The sequence below is a fragment of the Metabacillus rhizosphaerae genome, from assembly GCF_037201795.1.
GTDB lineage: Bacteria > Bacillota > Bacilli > Bacillales > Bacillaceae > Metabacillus > Metabacillus rhizosphaerae.
The window spans coordinates 256,241-272,830 of the sequence record NZ_CP147403.1; the positions used below are offsets into that span (position 1 = coordinate 256,241).

Consider the following 16,590-nt stretch of genomic DNA (forward strand, 5'->3'; position numbering starts at 1 on the left):
TATACTTGTAATTTTTTAAATGATGTATTTTTACGCAACAAAAAGCACCTACATTCTTTTAATGTAGATGCTTTTATCATCTTTTTATAGAATCGCACTGTTAAACTTGGTTGTTGATTTCCGCTGCAAGTGTTCGCTTCAATCAACAAAGTGCCAAAATCAACAGTGTCGCTATAACATAGCCTATAAAATAAATATTGCAAAGAGCCATTATTTTAGTACTGTTGGTTCACCTACTTGTTGACTCTCACCACCATGAATATATTGTTCAAATAGCGCAAAGCAATCTTGTTTGGAAGGTGGATGAAATGTAAGAAGTTGAGACACCAGAAGAAGATATGATGTATCTAAAGATGTTAAGAAGTTCATACCACCTAATAGTTTTGCTGATTGAGTTGAAATTTGCTCAATCTTCCTTTCAATGCTATCTCTAACTAATAAAACCTCATTTAACAACACGTCTAAAAATTGATTATTGATAAATTTATATGCTAAACCTTCAAGAGAATTCATCGTCAGAACTAAATCAGCAGTCAAGTCATGTATTTTATCTAAATTTTGAGCCTTATCCGATTGTAGAACCTTTTCAACCATGGAAGAAACTACACCTATGTAAGATGCTGTAGCAAGTAATTCAAACCAAATTAACCCATTCATAATGACCGGACTTACGTTTTGCTCAGTTCCGGCATGAAAAACATTTTCATTTGATACAAATACATCCTCAAGAACCACCTCATGAGTATCAGTACCTTTAAGAATCCAGTGATTCCAAAAATCATTTACTTTTATTCCTGGTGTGTTACTAGGAATGATTATTATAGCTAATTGGTCATTGGGCAACTTAACACTTGCTGTCAATAAGTCCATTTTGTGAGATAAAGTGCATGGCTTTTTCCTACCATTAACAATTATCCCTCCATTGACAGGTATTGCTTCTACTGTAGGTGAAAAAATATTTTGGCTAATCCCCTCAGCAAACCCTGAAGCCAATAAAAGGTTTTCTTCTGCAATCATAGTTAAGATTCGCTCTAATTCAGGTTGTACGCTTATTGCACCAATTAATGATGCAACTGAAAATTGATGCATTGTCAATGCTATTGCTAAAGAAGGAGATCTAGAGCCAATTGCTCTTTGAATATAAATGGCATCCAAGGCGCTAGCACCTTTTCCACCATACTCTTTTGGAATCATAAGTGACGGAACACCCATTTGCTTTATTAGATCTATACACTCATTTCCTTGAGACTCTCTTTCCATAAAAGTAAAAGAAGCTAGTTTATCATCCAAACCTGGAAAATACTCATCAAGTACTAAACGTTCCTTTGCTAATAGTAATGACATGATTACACTCTCCCTAGCTATTTTTTATTCCTTCTGATATTCCACTAGTGTAGATTCTGGCTATTCTAACTCATTACGATTACCAATAAAACCAGATAATAAAATTAGTGAGTATGCCCAAAGCAACCATGAAGCAAAAAATTTATCCGTATCAGGACTAAGATTCGTAAATATGTCTTGGAAATAAATAAGAACAATAGAATCAATCAGCATACCAGGTAGGGCAATAAAGATCGCAGCCTTTATTCTTTGACTCGCTGTAACCTTTTTCCACTTGTATATTGGCAATGTTAATACAAGAATTAATGGTACAACCAAAATATATGACATAATCATTAGCATTGGTTGATCATGTAGAAAAAAGAATTGACCACCAAATCTAAAAATCAATGTCGCTCCAAGCCAAACTAATAGTCCCCATAACAGAAAAAACATGAAGAACACTCCTCTATTATTTTTCGTTTACATATACTATGATTTATCCAATAGATTCTTTATTAAAAATTGCAAATCACGAAAAACACCATCAAAATCTGTATCTTCGCGCATTAAAGCTTGAATGGCTAAACCGTCAAATAAGGCGTTAAGTAATACACTCCAAACCTCAGTGGATACCCCATGTAGAGTTGAATCTCCTATAAATGTGTTTATTTGTTGTTTTAAGACATGGTTCTCATAACTTAATAGGTTTCCCAATTCTTCTCGCATCAGTTCATTATTAAATCCAGTAACTGCTAAAGACAAAAACAACTTATGATAGTAACTATCCTTTGTGATTCGATCTTGAGCTGAATTTAGTGCGTTTTCCATCCAATCTTCTTTACTTTTTTCTTTTTGTTTAGCAAGACTATCCAATTTATTCCAAGAAGTTGTGCTTATATCCTTTACAATCTCCATCATCAATTGATCCTTGCTTCGAAAATGGTAATAGACTGTACCTTGAGAAATTCCTGCTACTTCTGCAACAGATTTTAATGTTACATTTTGAATTCCCTTTTCAACGATACAACGCTTCGCAGCTTCGATTAATTCTTCTTTCGTTACAACATTTGGTTTAGCCATATCTATTTCTCCCCTTCATTTCCTTAAAGCCCGAAATAATCCTTTTTCTATTAAAAGTTTATCCTACTCATTTTTACATCTCTTCCTGGATATTATTAAAGGATTTATTTTTACGTTGCCAATATGCCTGGTAAATGAGAATCAGCATAATCACCGCCGCCGGAAGTAGTAAGGAAGTATAAAAGGTATTTGCACCGTGTTTCACGTCGCTTAACGCAAAATGGTTGTAAACCTGTGAAGAAATTGTACTTCCTATCACTGCTCCAAGAAGGCGTGACATATTTATCATGGATGACACAAAGCTATGATACTTTATTTCCATCTCTATCATTGCCTGTGATGTACTACTTATGATAATGAGCCCTAACCCTAATCCAACAAACAAGTTAGCTAACGCTATTGCTAATAAATTAAAGCTCGCAGATAGGATGATAAACAGCAAACCACAAAGTAAGAAGGCCATCCCTGCTATCGCCAGGTTTAATAATGAAAATCGTTTCTCCAGCCTTCTGATCAAAACAGCTGCTAAAATAATACTTATACATAAAGGAACCACACCGATAGCAATACCAAAAGTCGAATCAATAAAGTTGGATAAAATAAATGGTTCAACGTATAAAATACTATTTAATATAAATCCTACTCCGAAATTTAAAAGCATAGTAAACAGTAAAATTGACCGTTTCAATACAACTTTAAAATCAAGCGTTCCCAACAATTCTGAATCAGAGTGCTTTTGCATGCTGATTGAACAAATGAGAATGATTAAAAAGACAATTAAGTTTACGAAAAAAATGACTTTCCAGTGTCCAAATTGTCCTATGATTCCACCCAAAATTGGCCCGGCTGACGCAGCTAATGCACTAAGTGCTCCCCATATTCCAATTACCTTTGTATAGTCCTCTTTTTTACTCTGATTTAGCATGAGTACAAGGCTAATCGGAACTATGATTGATGAGCCAATTCCTTGAATAATACGTGCAATTAACAGGTATATAAAAGAGGGACTCAATGCTCCACACAAAGAGCCAAAGCAAAACAACAATATACCCAAAAAGAAAAGTCGTTGATTAGCAATTCGTTGAGACAGTACTCCTACTAACGGCATTAATAAAGCAAAAGGTAATATATACCCATTCATAATCCAAATAGTATGAGACATTTCTATTTGAAGATCTGTCTGAATGATAGGCAACAAAACATAAAGTAATGTTCCATCCTGCATAACAAAGAAAACACTTAGACCAATCACCCAAAGATAGACTTTTTGTAAAAATCCCATAGTCTTTTCCATCGTTTATCTACTCGCTTTGGTTGTATTTTTTTCTCTTTCCGCATCAATGATTTGCTGTAAGTTAGTAGTAGCCGTTTCCATTGCTATCTCTCTAGTTGTTTTGTCCTTCCTAACACTTTCCACTAAAAGATGTTTAACCTTTTGTCTAATCCGTTTTGAACACTCATCAAGAACATTCTCAACATTAGCTTGAGCTGTAATTAATAAACCAAAACCAGTTGCGGAACCAGAATTCACTATAAAGTCTGGTAATACTGTAATCTGGTTGTTTTTTAATATATAATCTGCTTCCTTTGTTGTTGGCATATTTGAGCCTTCCACAATTAATTTTGCTTTTATTTGATTTGCATTTTTTTCTGTAATTACGTTAGATACTGCTGCAGGTATTAAGATATCGACTGGTAAAGTTAAAATATCATTTGGTTCTAAAAATGTATAATGCTTCAAATGATCACGACGAATCAAGCCATTATCTGTTCTAGCATTTTCTAAATCCTCAAAACTAAAACCATTTTCAGAATAAACCGTCCCAATTATGTCACTTATTGCACATATTTTTACACCCTTTGCTGCAAGCAAGCGAATAATTCCATTACCAACTGTTCCAAACCCTTGTACTGCTACTTTTACAGTTTGAAGATTTAAATGTAAGAAGTCTGTTGATTCATCGATGGCCTCTACTAAGCCAAATCCTGCTAAGTAATCCATAAATTCTTCACTTAATAAATCATCAATTGATTTTCCCTCTGGTAATTTAATATCAATTCCTTTTTCACTTAACTGATCAATAACAAGCGAGCTAGGGTCAAACTGAATGCTTTTATAAACATGCTTCACATCCGAACTCGTCATCCCCATATCTTCACCAACTAAAAGCATGGAACGTAAAAGAGGTTCTGCCATTTTAGCAAATGCTGTTATTTTCTCCAGTTTATGATTTGAATTTGGATCACCAACAATACCTATTTTAGCTCCACCTAAAGGAATATCCATCATGCTATGTTTATAAGTCATTATTTCTGCCAAACTTCGAATTTCATCCATTGTTACATTTGGACTCATTCTAATACCACCGGCAGCCAGCCCACCAATAAGCCTATCAATAACAATAAAAGCTCTTGTATTGTTTTGAGGATCAAACAGTTCTATTTCATATTGTGCTTTCATTGGATGACCTCCTTTTTTGCTACTTGAAACGTAAAGGCAAAAGCACAATCCTCTTTATTTAATCTTTCCATCATTTCATTTTGAATTGATAGACTAGGAAACTTAGATACAGGTATATCCCTTTTGGCAAGGAAATTTCTAAAGCATACAATCCCATTATTTCTCATCGTACGTTCAACATGGAATAGGATTTTTTCAAACTCCTCTTTGGGAATCCATCCTGAAATATCTGAAAGTGAATATTTATCCAATACACCATTTGGACATTGTGTTAAAAATTGATCGATTCTATCTGTCACAATCTCAACACAATCTATGTTTTTTTTGATCGTTTCATAATGTTTCTTTTGTATATATACTGGCAGTGCTTCCTCATTCATATATTTGCTACAAAATAAAAAAGTCATAAAATGATTATCTCTAACTAAATGTTCCTTAAATGATTGATCAAAACGAGATAGCATATAATCCCCTATAGAAAAACCATCCTCTACTTGGTTAAAATAACTTGGATCTCCCAAAAATATTTCAAAAAATTTCTTTTTACTACATGTTCGAACTAACCATCTCCAAAAGGGGGTATTCCATTTCTCTTCGTAAAATTTTCTTTGTTCTTCAATACTTTCACATTCTAATAGTTTTTCAAATTGGGGCCTTTTCACACGAAATATAAGTGAACCTAAATATTTTTTATAAAACATTTCGTGCTTACCTAAAAAGATAATTCCTTCTTCAATCTTTGAAAGATGTGTTTGCCAAAATTTTTGAGCAGGGGGTGAAAGATGATGTTGCAAGGTGTAAAATACTTCTTTTCTAGAAACTCCACTTTGTTTAATGCCTAAAAAGGATAAACACTCATCATGATCAAGTTCCTTTATTGCCGCTATCTTTAATTCCAAAAGAAAGTTTTGATTCGGATTTGCATCAACAGATATTAATTTTTTAGGACCATCAACTAATAAAGATAGACTCCGGCATCCACTTCCAGTGATTGATACTACTGTGTCACTTGGTTTAATTTGTAAAGCCTTTAATTCTGACTCCGAGTCCTCATCACTAGTTGTGTAAAGCAACCATTGATCACGATAGATGCTATTTTCCATTTTTTCTTCAGTCCATGTAATCTGGTCTGGTTTAAGAGAATGATTCGTCTGAATTGACATTAGATTTAAGATCTCCTTCCATTTTAAACCTTCACCATTTCTGTGCTTAGATCTAAACTATCTAATTCTGCTAACGTAAACTGATGTTTTTTAGCAATTTTCTGTATATAGTAGATATCCTCCATTGTGATTCTTCCACCTATCCCAAAGTTCTTCTTCTCATTTTCTAGAGCTAATAGCATTGTTTCAGATAAACAAGCTAAATTCACACCAGGCTTATATCCTAGATTTTGCCCAAATGAAATAGGTTCAGGGTATTGGACAAGGCCACCTTCAATCACTAGCACATCTTTCCTTAGCTCTTTAACTAATGGTCCTACATTAGCTGGACGTGATACATCACAAATAATAGCCCCATATTTTATCTGATCAACAGGAATTATTTCCTCCATCGAGCTTGTTGCTGTAATCATCATGTCTAAATTACTAATCTCATTTTTTATCTCTACGCTATAATGAATTGGTGGTTGTAGTTTTAAAAACTTGTAAACCTCCTCTATTTCATCAATCACATTAATAGACTCAATCTCTTCACCAGGATTCTTTTGCATGAGTACTTGTTCTATTGCTGTTGTTGAAGGGGTATTATTGAATTGATTTTTACCTTTCATTAGCTCAAGCGTTGACAAAACTTCCTTACGAACCCCTTCATCTTCCTCATATATGCATAACGCATGCACGTAAATAAGGTTGGCTAACTGTTTTAGTCTTTCGATATTTTTAGTAGGGTTACTATTTCTACCGATCAACGTTATATTTGAAGTTGTTTGAGCTAAAATCATCGCACATTTTTTTCCAATTGAACCATTTGCACCTAAAATTCCTATTTTGGCTGTATTAATGTCATGCCCCTTTTTTTTGGCAGATTCAATCAATGCTTCAACGGCAGTAATAATCGTTAATGTATTTCCGGTTGTTAACGTAATATTTTGGTCAAGTAGATCATAGCCACCACGAGTAACTATTGAGGTATATGCTCCTAAACCAACAACATTGGCACCGAGTTCTTTTGCCAATTTAATGCCTTTTTTTATTGCAGTTACTACTTCATTCCTTGGTCTTTCTAAAATCTCTTTTCCTCCATAGGTTAGACCTATCAACCACCCCTCTGCATAGCCTCCTGCAGGTGTACGAACTGATGGCATATGACATAGTACCCCGGCTCCAGAGTAGTCTGCCTGCCATTCAAATATTTTACTGAGCTCATGATCTGAAAACCTTTCAAAAGATGGTGTATTAGTTACTAAGTCTTGTGGTGAAGGATAGTGACATAAGAAGGCAAAGGAAGTCTTTGGCTTATCATTTTCATCTAATAAGGATGATATAATTGGTGAATAATAGTGACGGTAATCTTTAATGAACTCAGGCTTTCTATAATCACCAGTTGTATAGCGATAAATTAAATAAAAATCTCGTCTGTATAAAATCTCACATAATTCGTTAAATACTTCTATAAATCGATCAATCTCTTGTTTATTGATGATTAGCGGTGGCTGAATTCGAATTGTAAGAGAGTCATTTAAAAATGGCATCACCCGTATTTGATGAACATTTAACAAATAGCCACTTAGTAAATATCCGATTCCCCCAGCACTTGTCATATTTGCGATCTCAAATGAGTCACCAGCATCAATTACTTCAAATTCAACGGCAAGCATCAAGCCATTACCGCGCACCTCGCGAATTACACCAGGCCATTTCTTATGTATGTCCTCCAGTTTCGCTTTGAAATACGAGCCCTTTTGTTTTACTTCTGTAAATAATTCATCATTTTTTTTCAAATAATTGATAAAAGATAAACTCACACTAGAGGTGAAATTATTATTTGCAAATGTGGAACTATGGTTAAATCCAAAATCTTCTGTCCAAATGGAAGAACGGCTAATACATACTGATATTGGAACAAGGCCTCCCCCTAATGCTTTTGATAGGGTTACCATGTCCGGCAATAAGTTTTCCTCAGTCGTAACAGACCAATTCCCTAGTCTGCCTAAACCGGTCTGAATTTCATCTACTATCACTAATACATCATATTGTCTGCATAATTCAATAGCCTTAGAGAGATATTGTTTATGAGGAATCCTTACGCCGCCTTCTCCCTGTATAGGTTCAACAATAAATGCAGCTATTTCCTCACTATGTCGTTCAAGAGCCTCCTGGAGTGCTAGAAGATCATTATATGGAATCTTTAAAAACACATCTTGCTGAATAAAAAATGGCTCTTGATATTGTGCTTGACCAGTTGCAGAAAGTGCACCTAGTGTCTTGCCATGAAAACCTTTATGACAAGACAGAATTTTTTCTTTCTTTGTTTTTGCTCGAGCTAACTTTATAGCTGCTTCAATCGACTCTGCTCCGCTTTGGGCAAAAGTACATATGTTTAAATCACCAGGAAATAAGTTAGTTAGTTGACTAGCTAACTCTTGAGTTACCAATGGAAGTGAAGGCTGGCAAAGGCTCGGAGTTTTATTTTCTTTAAATTGGGTTATACTTTGCCAAATTTCTTCATGATTATAACCTAGAGGAAGTGCGCCATATTGCGCGATGAAATCTGTATATCTTTGTTTTACATCAAATATGTAGTAGCTCTCCCCTTTTGTAAAAACTTTATTCAAATGAAATAGGCCCATAATCTTGTTAACAGAAGGATTTAAATATTCCACATTTATTTTCCTTTCTCAGTAAATTAACAAACCTGTAAAATTTTTACTTCACTCCCAACACATATCCATTCTACTTAGAATATCCGCGATTGTATTGTGCAAAACGTACTATTTTTTACTAATTGGTTATTAAAATTGTAGGTCAAGCGTAGTGCCTGTCACTACCCAGTTTTTGTTGATATTTGTCGAAGTTTCTGATGCTTGAATCTACGTAATAAAAAACAGAACAGTCCTACATAAACTGTCCTGCTTTTTTACGTTAGGCTCTGTAAAACTTGGTTGTTGATTCCGCTCAAATCAACAAAGTGCAAAAAACAACAATCAGTTTTTAACATAGCCTTAAATTATAGTAATGCGATGATCTTTCGCGCAGTATTTTTTCCATTTTCAATACAGTCTGGGATGCCTACACCGTAGTAGGAGCAACCAGCAATTATAATTCCTGGATAAGCTGTAGCAAGTTTACTTTCGATCGCTTCCACACTTTTCGAATGAGTAATTCGATAATTAGGCATCTGATCTGACCAATTTGTTATTTCACTTGTAATCAGTTCAGCTGAAATACCAAGGCCTTTTTTAATATCGCTCAGTGCAGCTTGAAGAATTTCTTCCTTATTCATTTTTTGTAAAGCTTGAAATGCCGGATGACTACTTTTATAAAACAGCCTTACAAGCAAATTTTTACTTTCTGACGTATGCTCCCATTTCCTGCTTGTCCATGTACATGCGTTACATGACAACTCATTATTGCTTGCAGTAATAAACCCAGTTCCTTCTGTTGGAAGTAGTGAATCAGGAACATCAAATCCCACATAAACACTGATCAATGAGCTACTTTTTAGTTTGACTAACTCCCCTATGATTTCTTTATCATTGAGAATTTCCCCCGCAGCTGTATGGGGTATACTCAATACCACATGATCTGCTTCAATCACTTCCTGATTCGCAAAAGAAACCTTATACCTGTTATTCTCTTTTTCAATTTCACTTACTTTGGTGTTCTTTAAAATTTCAACATCCCCAAGCTTATTTTCAAATGCATTAACAAGTGTATCTAAACCGCTTCTAAAAGAAAGAAACTTCCTTTCTCCACCGATCTGGAATTTCTCCTTGTTCGCTTCTAAACCCCTTATAATACTACCGTATTTGTCTTTATACTCAAGCAGATATGGCAATGTTGAAGCAAGTGTTAAGTCGCTTAGTTTCCCAGAATAAACACCGGAGAGAACTGGTGCAATTTGTTTTTCCACTAATTCCTTTCCGAGAAAATGTTCTAGAAACGCTCCAACAGAATCATCTTTGGTGAACGTCTCATTTTTTGTATAAAGATCTTTCAAGGCCTCAACTTTTCCTTCTGCAGAAACAAGTGTGCTTTTCGCTAACGACTCAACACTTGCTGGAATTCCGAAAACTGCGTCAGTAGGAATCTGCTTTAATTCACCTTCTGTATATATAAACGAACGGCCTGTAGCATTGTATACGACTTCACTCTGCAAACCGAGTTCTTCAATAAATGTCATCGTATTCGCTTTCCGAGTTACAATTGAATCCGCTCCCGCTTCTATCACAAAACCACTATTTTTTACTGTACGAATTTTCCCACCAAGCTCTGCAGATGCTTCTGCAAGAATAAGCCTCATATCCGATTGATTCGCTTTTTTCCATTTATACAATTCATACATCGTAGATAATCCTGTAATACCGCCACCAATGACTATTACTGTTTTCACCTATGCACACCTCTATTTACAATCCAATTTAAATCATTTAAAGTGTACCATATTCCACCTTCCATTCAGTGATTTTTGATACATATTAACTGACTTTAATCACATTAAACAAACGTTTAATTAAGTCTTATTTAGACACAAATTTGTTTCCTGATATCCAGTAACGCCAAGGATAATCTTTTGCCTCACCTGAATTATTAATTCCAATTCTCTTTCCACAAGATATTCCTTCAGACTTAGATCCCTCAGCAAGATATAAAGGTGGCTTAAAAATTGGGTGTCCATAGTCTTCCATTCCAATTCCTAATGCCTTAGTAAGTTTTCCAGGCCCATTGGTAAGGTTTTTTTGATCTGTTACAGGCCGTCTTTTATTCATAAGCTCAATTCCTGAGTACGGTTCCACCGCTCTGATTAGCACCGCTTCTGGTTTCCCCACACGTCCACTCACGACATTAACGAGACAATGAGTGTGCATGACATATGTATACACATATCCAGGCTCCCCGAACATTATTTCCGTTCTTTTTGTTCTTCTATTCCCAAAGCTATGAGCAGCACGGTCTTCAGGCCCCTTATAAGCTTCTGTTTCAACAATCATTCCAGATGCAATACCATCCTTTGTTTCTTTCACTAGTAAACATCCGAGTAGCATTTGAGCCAATTCTAATGTTGGTTGGTTATAAAATGCTTGTGGTAAAGGCTTTAAAAAAGGTTCTATATTCAAATCCTTTTTATCCCCTTTCATGTTCATTAAGATTGATTGTAAGTATTTTTATAGGTATAGAAAAGGACAGCTTTCCCTTATACACTCTATCTAGGATTAGTCAGATTGCAGGTAACCTTAGCGGGGGATTACACCCCATTTCCCTATATTTTACACAAAATCCTATACAATTATTTTGTATTCATAATAAAATAATAATAGCATGTTGAGATTTAAGATTAGGGGGTAAAGGCTAAATTGAAATATTTTAGTAGTTTCGTTGCAGCAATTTTGCTAACAAGTCTTTCTTATGTTCTAGGGGATCTGTTCCTGTCTAAGGGCTTATTAATATGGCAAGCTCTAATAATTGGAGCTAGTGTGGTTATTTTAGGTGCTACTGCAGAAAAATTACGTGCACCAATGTGGCTCATTATCCTTACACCCTTCCCCGTTGGAATGCTACTGCTGTTTTTATTTTTAAATGAAGGCTTTACTGTGTGGCTTTTCACTTATTCATTAACACTATTAATCTATGTCATCATTCATGTAGCTGTCAGCTCTCTCTTTCGTTTCCATTCCCTTATTCCGGCATGGAAGCTTTCAAAGAGTTAATGAACAAAAGCACAAGCACCAAATAAAAAGGCTTCATATAGAACCTACCGTTAAGTCCTGTATGAAGCCAAATTAATTTTATAGGAATTCTTCTATATCATTCATATACCCATTGAAAATCGAATCCTTTTTATATCACACCTAGTGTATGAAGGTAAACAATGATTATTGTAAACGGGACAATCCATTTCATTAAAAATCTCCAAGTAGCGAACAATAAAGGTGAGTATGAATTTTCCAATCTAAATTCTTGCTCAACGATTGTTTTATTCATTTTAAATGATATAAACAACGCAATTAGTAAGTTGCCCAGCGGCAACATAATATTACTAACAAGGTAATCAGTTGCATCAAAAACTGTTTTACCGAAAATCTGAAACTCACCAAGGACGCCCATTGATAAAGCAGCTGGGATTCCAGCAATAAAAACAACTAAACCAGCTACCCATGAAACATTCCTTCTTGAGCGTTTTCCGCCTTCTGTAAAAGCGGATACGATAATTTCTAGTAAACTGAACGAAGATGTTAAAGTTGCAAATAAGAAAAGTAGTAAGAACAAGCTTAAAAAGAACTCTCCAAATGGAATTTGAGAAAATACTGTTGGTAGAACGATAAATAACAGCCCAGGTCCCTCAGTAGGCTCAAGCCCAAGCGCAAAGACAGCTGGAAATATTGCTAATCCTGCAAGCAATGACACAAAAATATTCATAAGGACGACTGAGCCTGCAGAGGACGGAATACTTACTGTTTTATCTAAATAGGAACTGTAAGTAACCATACATGAAAATCCAACTGCCAATGCGAAAAATGATTGACCCAATGCATACAAAATACCCTCACCTGTTATGCTTGAGAAGTCAGGATTTAAAAAGAATTGTACACCCTCCATAGCACCATCCAATGTAAGAGATCTAATAACAAGGACGATAAAAAAGATAAATAATAACGGCATCATATACTTACTTGCTTTTTCAATACCATTTTTTATCCCAAACGTAAGAACAACAATATTGATTAGTAAATAAAGAGCTAATCCAAGAAGAGTTATACTTGGTGAGCTTGTAATCCTTCCAAAGAGCTCGGGATAATTTGCCCCGCTATGAATCACTTGACCAGTAATGGAAAGAAAACTATAAATTAAAACCCATCCACCAACAACACAATAAAATGATAGCAATAAAAAACAGCCAATCACACCAAGCTTACCGATTTTATCCCACTGGCCCTTCGGTGCTAATATTTTATACGCAGAAATTGCCTCCCGCTTCGCCCCTCGTCCAATAATAAACTCTGAAATAAGCATCGGTAGCCCGATAAGGACTGTAAAGGCGAGAAAGACTAAGAAAAAAGCAGCCCCTCCATTCATCCCTGCAACATAAGGGAACTTCCAAATTGCGCCAAGGCCAATTGCAGCTCCAGCAGAGGAAAGGATAAAGCCTATTTTGGATGACCATTGCTCTCGTTGTTTGTTTTCCATGATTTCCTCCTTTTGTTGGGTGCCTGTCACCCCCCGGAATTTGTTGATTTTTGTCGCCATATACGAAGCGAATCAAATTATTCACTTACCGAACCAATCGATAGATTAAAAATCTTTCATTAGGATTATGTTCATATAATCCTGGCAGCTTGACTTCCTTTTTTAATTCAAAAGAGCTGTGGTTTTCTAAAAAAAAGATATATTCTTTTGACACATAATATAAAATTAGCTCTATTTCTCGCTCCGTATTTTCCACAGAAATCAATATATTCTTAATGACTTTCATAAAAATTTGGATCGAAAAGGGATTAAAGAAGTAAAATCGGTTGTCAAATGGATCAATCTGATACTCTTCTGCTAAACAACAATGAAAATGAACTTTATCGGCACTCTTTTTCGTTTTCTTTAAATAACGAGTAAGATTTTCAACCGCTTCCATATAAAAATCCTCATTCATTTCTATCCCTATAACTGTTGTATTAATCAAATAATTGATAAAGAAGTTTAGCCTTCCTTTTCCACACCCAAAGTCAACAATCCGATCACTGCTTTTTAATTCATAATGGTGAAGCAAATGTTGCAGGGCACTATATGGTGTTGGCTCATATCGATGATAATGGAAAGACTTATTGAACCCCTTTTGATCTCCACCTGTCTTTATGTTTAGCAGTTTATCATAAAATAGTTCTTTCATTTTGCACTCCTAAATGTAATTACCTATTTTCTATAAACTTTATTATAAACGTAAAGTTATTTTAATCATAAAGAAACTTATCAAACTCGATATGTTAAATGCTAAGCAAAATGTTATGATAGAAAGAAATATTACTAGAAGGTAAAAGGTGGGATTTAATGAACTGGGTATCAACCACTAAAAAAGGCGATTTTCTCAAATGGTTTTTAAATCATCATCAACTAAAGAATAAAGAAGCACGAAGGCTCATAGAATACATTCAAAATAATCACCATATCCTCAAGAATCTATCCTTTATCGAGACGGTTCATCCAACTGAACGAACCATTATAATATCAAGTATAAGTTCAGATGAAGCCGGCTTTCTGTTTTATGCTAATAACATGAAAACAGAAGAAGTCTCTAAGGCATTGGGATCCTTAATTAATAACCCTACAGACAAAGTCAATCTCATCCTCCACTTCTTTGGAAAACAAGCTAATTACCGCTTTAAAGAATTAGTTGAAACACGAAGACTACAGTCTATTAAACAATATGAGCAATCTGAAAAAGATGCAAAAGCAACTGATATTGTTGTTGAAATTGCTTTACTTAAAAGTCAGATTAATAAAGCATTGGATGATCGAGATGAAGAGCTGTTTAAAGCTTTAGTAGGGAAGTTGAAGGAAATTACTAATTAAAATTTGTTGATTACATTAGAGAAGGGTGCACTTAAGATCTCTAAGTTCACCCATAGATGCAACCAGTTTTTTGTAATGAAAAGCTGTCTAGTTTTAGAATGTAGGAAAAATCACTATCTAATTATTATGTTTTTTCCAATAATCATAGATAGCTTCTTTGAAAATTTCAGTTAAATCCGCGTTCTTTTGCTTTTTTATCCATTCAACTTGAACGATTGGTAGCTTCATTTTTAAGGTTACTTTTTCATCGGGCATTTCATATTTTCTTATCTCCTCAAGTGTGATGCCCTCTTCTATGTTTGGAAACATTAAATGATCTTCGTTAACCATTAAGAAATCCTGATATTCTTCAAACTCATTCAGTTCACAATATAAATTAAGCCGAGGTAATCCTCCAGACAAGTCTTGTAAATGCATAATTGTATTTATCACTCTACCATCTAGTAATTCTATCTCTAAAATTAAATTCTCTTCATGTTTAAATTTATTTACAACAATTTCACTCACGATTATACCCAATTCCAAAGTATATCCCGTACTTGTCTCAAAGATATATATCGCACTATTAAAAACATGGATACACTCTCCATCTATTTTTACTGATTTGACTTCAACCATAAAATACTCTCCCTTCACGAATTATTTCGACAAAAAAGAGCATTTACCCTGCCAATTATGGACGGATATGTATTAATGAATGAAAGATACACCAGTTACATACTATTTCGTATGAATTTTACAAGCAATGTTAGGAATTAGAATAAAGATTGCTGTCCCAAGGAATAGACAAAAGACCCGGTTTTTTTCACAAAAACCGAGTCAAGAATTAAAAATGTGTTGCGTGATACACTCCACATACACTATTTCTCTAGAATGTTCTTACTTATATTATTACTCTTCAAAGGGAAAATACCCCTTCCTGCTTTTCTACCAATTCAATCTCAAACCCTAAATCGCTTAACATCTTATGATCCTGATTAGACTCCTGCCCTTGAGTAGTTAGATAGTTTCCTAAGAAAACACTATTAGCGGCATATAACCCTAAAGGCTGTAAGCTGCCTAAGTTAACCTCCCGTCCCCCAGAAATACGGATTTCCTTAGTAGGATTGATATAACGAAATAATGCTAGCACCTTTAAACAATATCTAGGATTTAATTCATTTACACCCTCTAGCTTTGTTCCGTCGATTGCGTGTAAGAAGTTTATCGGTATTGAATCAGCATCAAGTTGGCGAAGGGCACGGGCAATGTCGATTACATCTTCCTTCGTTTCCTTCATTCCAATTATGGCTCCTGAACACGGTGAAATGCCATGTTTTTTGGCAATTTCAACTGTATTTACCCTGTCCTTATAAGTGTGTGAGGTTGTAATATAGGAATGATGGCGCTCAGAAGTGTTTAAGTTATGATTGTAACGATCTACTCCTGCTTGTTTTAATTGAGCTGCTTGCTCTTCCTTTAGGATCCCTAAGCAAGCGCACACTTTCAGACCATATTTATCCTTAATTTCTTCGACTGCTTCACTTACCACATTCACGCCTTTTCTAGTAGGTCCTCTACCACTAGCAACGATACAATATGTACCTACTTTATTTTCAAACGCTATCTTTGCACCTTCTAAAATTTCTTCTTTCGTAATAAATGGATATTTTTCAATTTCGGCAGTAGAAATTGATGATTGTGAACAATATCCGCAGTCTTCCGGACAATAGCCACTCTTAGCATTGATGATCATATTTAATTTAACTTTCTTTCCAAAATAGTGCTTACGAATATGGAAAGCACCGTTTAACAAAACTAGTAATTCATCGTCATCACAATTCAATATGCTAATTGCCTCTTGATCACTAATGACTTTTCCCCCAACAACCTCTTGTGCTAACTGCAACCAATTCATAATACCCTCTCCTTTTTCATAGGCACTCTTATATGTTAACCTTAATATATAATAAGTTAACATATAAACTGCAATTGTGGGAGGATTTTGAATACAATAATTTT

General features: G+C 34.9%; 15 protein-coding genes. 2 read left to right on the forward strand and 13 right to left on the reverse strand.

The annotated features are described in order from the left end of the window. Positions 1–210: 210 nt before the first annotated feature. The 9 genes from WCV66_RS01320 to WCV66_RS01360 form a co-directional block, all read right to left on the reverse strand. Positions 211–1,344 (reverse strand): acyl-CoA dehydrogenase family protein, encoded by a 1,134-nt coding sequence (locus WCV66_RS01320; protein WP_066327882.1) that lies wholly within the window; start codon positions 1,342–1,344, stop codon positions 211–213. 60 nt (positions 1,345–1,404) lie between these two features. Then, positions 1,405–1,779, reverse strand: coding sequence for a DUF5367 domain-containing protein (locus WCV66_RS01325; protein WP_338787710.1), 375 nt, complete (start codon positions 1,777–1,779; stop codon positions 1,405–1,407). 36 nt (positions 1,780–1,815) lie between these two features. Then, the gene (locus WCV66_RS01330; protein WP_338787711.1) at positions 1,816–2,406 is read right to left on the reverse strand and encodes a TetR/AcrR family transcriptional regulator; all 591 of its coding nucleotides are present in this window, start codon (positions 2,404–2,406) and stop codon (positions 1,816–1,818) included. A gap of 73 nt (positions 2,407–2,479) precedes the next feature. Beyond that, the gene (locus WCV66_RS01335; protein ID WP_338787712.1) at positions 2,480–3,700 is read right to left on the reverse strand and encodes an MFS transporter; all 1,221 of its coding nucleotides are present in this window, start codon (positions 3,698–3,700) and stop codon (positions 2,480–2,482) included. 3 nt (positions 3,701–3,703) lie between these two features. Beyond that, positions 3,704–4,867: a Glu/Leu/Phe/Val family dehydrogenase gene (locus WCV66_RS01340; RefSeq protein WP_338787713.1), complete on the reverse strand. Its 1,164-nt coding sequence runs from the start codon at positions 4,865–4,867 to the stop codon at positions 3,704–3,706. After that, positions 4,864–6,030 carry a DUF3419 family protein gene (locus WCV66_RS01345; protein ID WP_338787714.1) on the reverse strand — a complete coding sequence of 389 codons (1,167 nt, stop codon included), beginning with the start codon at positions 6,028–6,030 and terminating at the stop codon, positions 4,864–4,866. The genes WCV66_RS01340 and WCV66_RS01345 overlap by 4 nt, the downstream gene beginning before the upstream one ends. A gap of 23 nt (positions 6,031–6,053) precedes the next feature. After that, entirely contained in the window at positions 6,054–8,693 is a 2,640-nt protein-coding gene (locus tag WCV66_RS01350; protein ID WP_338787715.1) for an aminotransferase class III-fold pyridoxal phosphate-dependent enzyme, read from the reverse strand. Positions 8,694–9,037: 344 nt separating this feature from the next. Beyond that, entirely contained in the window at positions 9,038–10,423 is a 1,386-nt protein-coding gene (gene hemG / locus WCV66_RS01355; RefSeq protein WP_338787716.1) for a protoporphyrinogen oxidase, read from the reverse strand. A 127-nt stretch (positions 10,424–10,550) separates the two neighbouring features. After that, on the reverse strand, positions 10,551–11,168 hold the full coding sequence (locus tag WCV66_RS01360; RefSeq protein ID WP_413789652.1) for a DNA-3-methyladenine glycosylase: 618 nt from the start codon (positions 11,166–11,168) through the stop codon (positions 10,551–10,553). A 216-nt stretch (positions 11,169–11,384) separates the two neighbouring features. On the opposite strand from WCV66_RS01360, the gene WCV66_RS01365 reads away from it, so the two are divergent. Continuing rightward, the gene (locus tag WCV66_RS01365) at positions 11,385–11,738 is read left to right on the forward strand and encodes a hypothetical protein (protein WP_338787717.1); all 354 of its coding nucleotides are present in this window, start codon (positions 11,385–11,387) and stop codon (positions 11,736–11,738) included. A gap of 130 nt (positions 11,739–11,868) precedes the next feature. Here WCV66_RS01365 and WCV66_RS01370 read toward each other — a convergent pair whose 3' ends face one another. Both WCV66_RS01370 and WCV66_RS01375 read right to left on the reverse strand, forming a co-directional pair. Continuing rightward, the gene (locus tag WCV66_RS01370) at positions 11,869–13,215 is read right to left on the reverse strand and encodes a sodium-dependent transporter (protein WP_338787718.1); all 1,347 of its coding nucleotides are present in this window, start codon (positions 13,213–13,215) and stop codon (positions 11,869–11,871) included. An 85-nt stretch (positions 13,216–13,300) separates the two neighbouring features. After that, the gene (locus WCV66_RS01375) at positions 13,301–13,909 is read right to left on the reverse strand and encodes a methyltransferase (RefSeq protein WP_338787719.1); all 609 of its coding nucleotides are present in this window, start codon (positions 13,907–13,909) and stop codon (positions 13,301–13,303) included. A gap of 158 nt (positions 13,910–14,067) precedes the next feature. Here WCV66_RS01375 and WCV66_RS01380 point away from each other — a divergent pair, with 158 nt between their 5' ends. After that, positions 14,068–14,589: a YpiB family protein gene (locus WCV66_RS01380; RefSeq protein ID WP_338787720.1), complete on the forward strand. Its 522-nt coding sequence runs from the start codon at positions 14,068–14,070 to the stop codon at positions 14,587–14,589. A gap of 117 nt (positions 14,590–14,706) precedes the next feature. Here the strand turns inward: WCV66_RS01380 and WCV66_RS01385 are convergent, their stop codons facing one another. Both WCV66_RS01385 and bioB read right to left on the reverse strand, forming a co-directional pair. Then, complete coding sequence (locus tag WCV66_RS01385) at positions 14,707–15,207, reverse strand: hypothetical protein (RefSeq protein WP_338787721.1); 501 nt, start codon at positions 15,205–15,207, stop codon at positions 14,707–14,709. A 280-nt stretch (positions 15,208–15,487) separates the two neighbouring features. Next, on the reverse strand, positions 15,488–16,486 hold the full coding sequence (gene bioB, locus WCV66_RS01390; protein WP_338787722.1) for a biotin synthase BioB: 999 nt from the start codon (positions 16,484–16,486) through the stop codon (positions 15,488–15,490). Positions 16,487–16,590: the final 104 nt, after the last annotated feature.

Coding starts and splice junctions, on each gene's coding strand:
- WCV66_RS01320 (WP_066327882.1), bottom strand. CDS start 1,344: ATGTCATTACTATTAGCAAAGGAACGTTTAGTACTTGATGAGTATTTT.
- WCV66_RS01325 (WP_338787710.1), bottom strand. CDS start 1,779: ATGTTTTTTCTGTTATGGGGACTATTAGTTTGGCTTGGAGCGACATTG.
- WCV66_RS01330 (WP_338787711.1), bottom strand. CDS start 2,406: ATGGCTAAACCAAATGTTGTAACGAAAGAAGAATTAATCGAAGCTGCG.
- WCV66_RS01335 (WP_338787712.1), bottom strand. CDS start 3,700: ATGGAAAAGACTATGGGATTTTTACAAAAAGTCTATCTTTGGGTGATT.
- WCV66_RS01340 (WP_338787713.1), bottom strand. CDS start 4,867: ATGAAAGCACAATATGAAATAGAACTGTTTGATCCTCAAAACAATACA.
- WCV66_RS01345 (WP_338787714.1), bottom strand. CDS start 6,030: ATGTCAATTCAGACGAATCATTCTCTTAAACCAGACCAGATTACATGG.
- WCV66_RS01360 (WP_413789652.1), bottom strand. CDS start 11,168: ATGAAAGGGGATAAAAAGGATTTGAATATAGAACCTTTTTTAAAGCCT.
- WCV66_RS01370 (WP_338787718.1), bottom strand. CDS start 13,215: ATGGAAAACAAACAACGAGAGCAATGGTCATCCAAAATAGGCTTTATC.
- WCV66_RS01375 (WP_338787719.1), bottom strand. CDS start 13,909: ATGAAAGAACTATTTTATGATAAACTGCTAAACATAAAGACAGGTGGA.
- WCV66_RS01380 (WP_338787720.1), top strand. CDS start 14,068: ATGAACTGGGTATCAACCACTAAAAAAGGCGATTTTCTCAAATGGTTT.
- WCV66_RS01385 (WP_338787721.1), bottom strand. CDS start 15,207: ATGGTTGAAGTCAAATCAGTAAAAATAGATGGAGAGTGTATCCATGTT.
- bioB (WP_338787722.1), bottom strand. CDS start 16,486: ATGAATTGGTTGCAGTTAGCACAAGAGGTTGTTGGGGGAAAAGTCATT.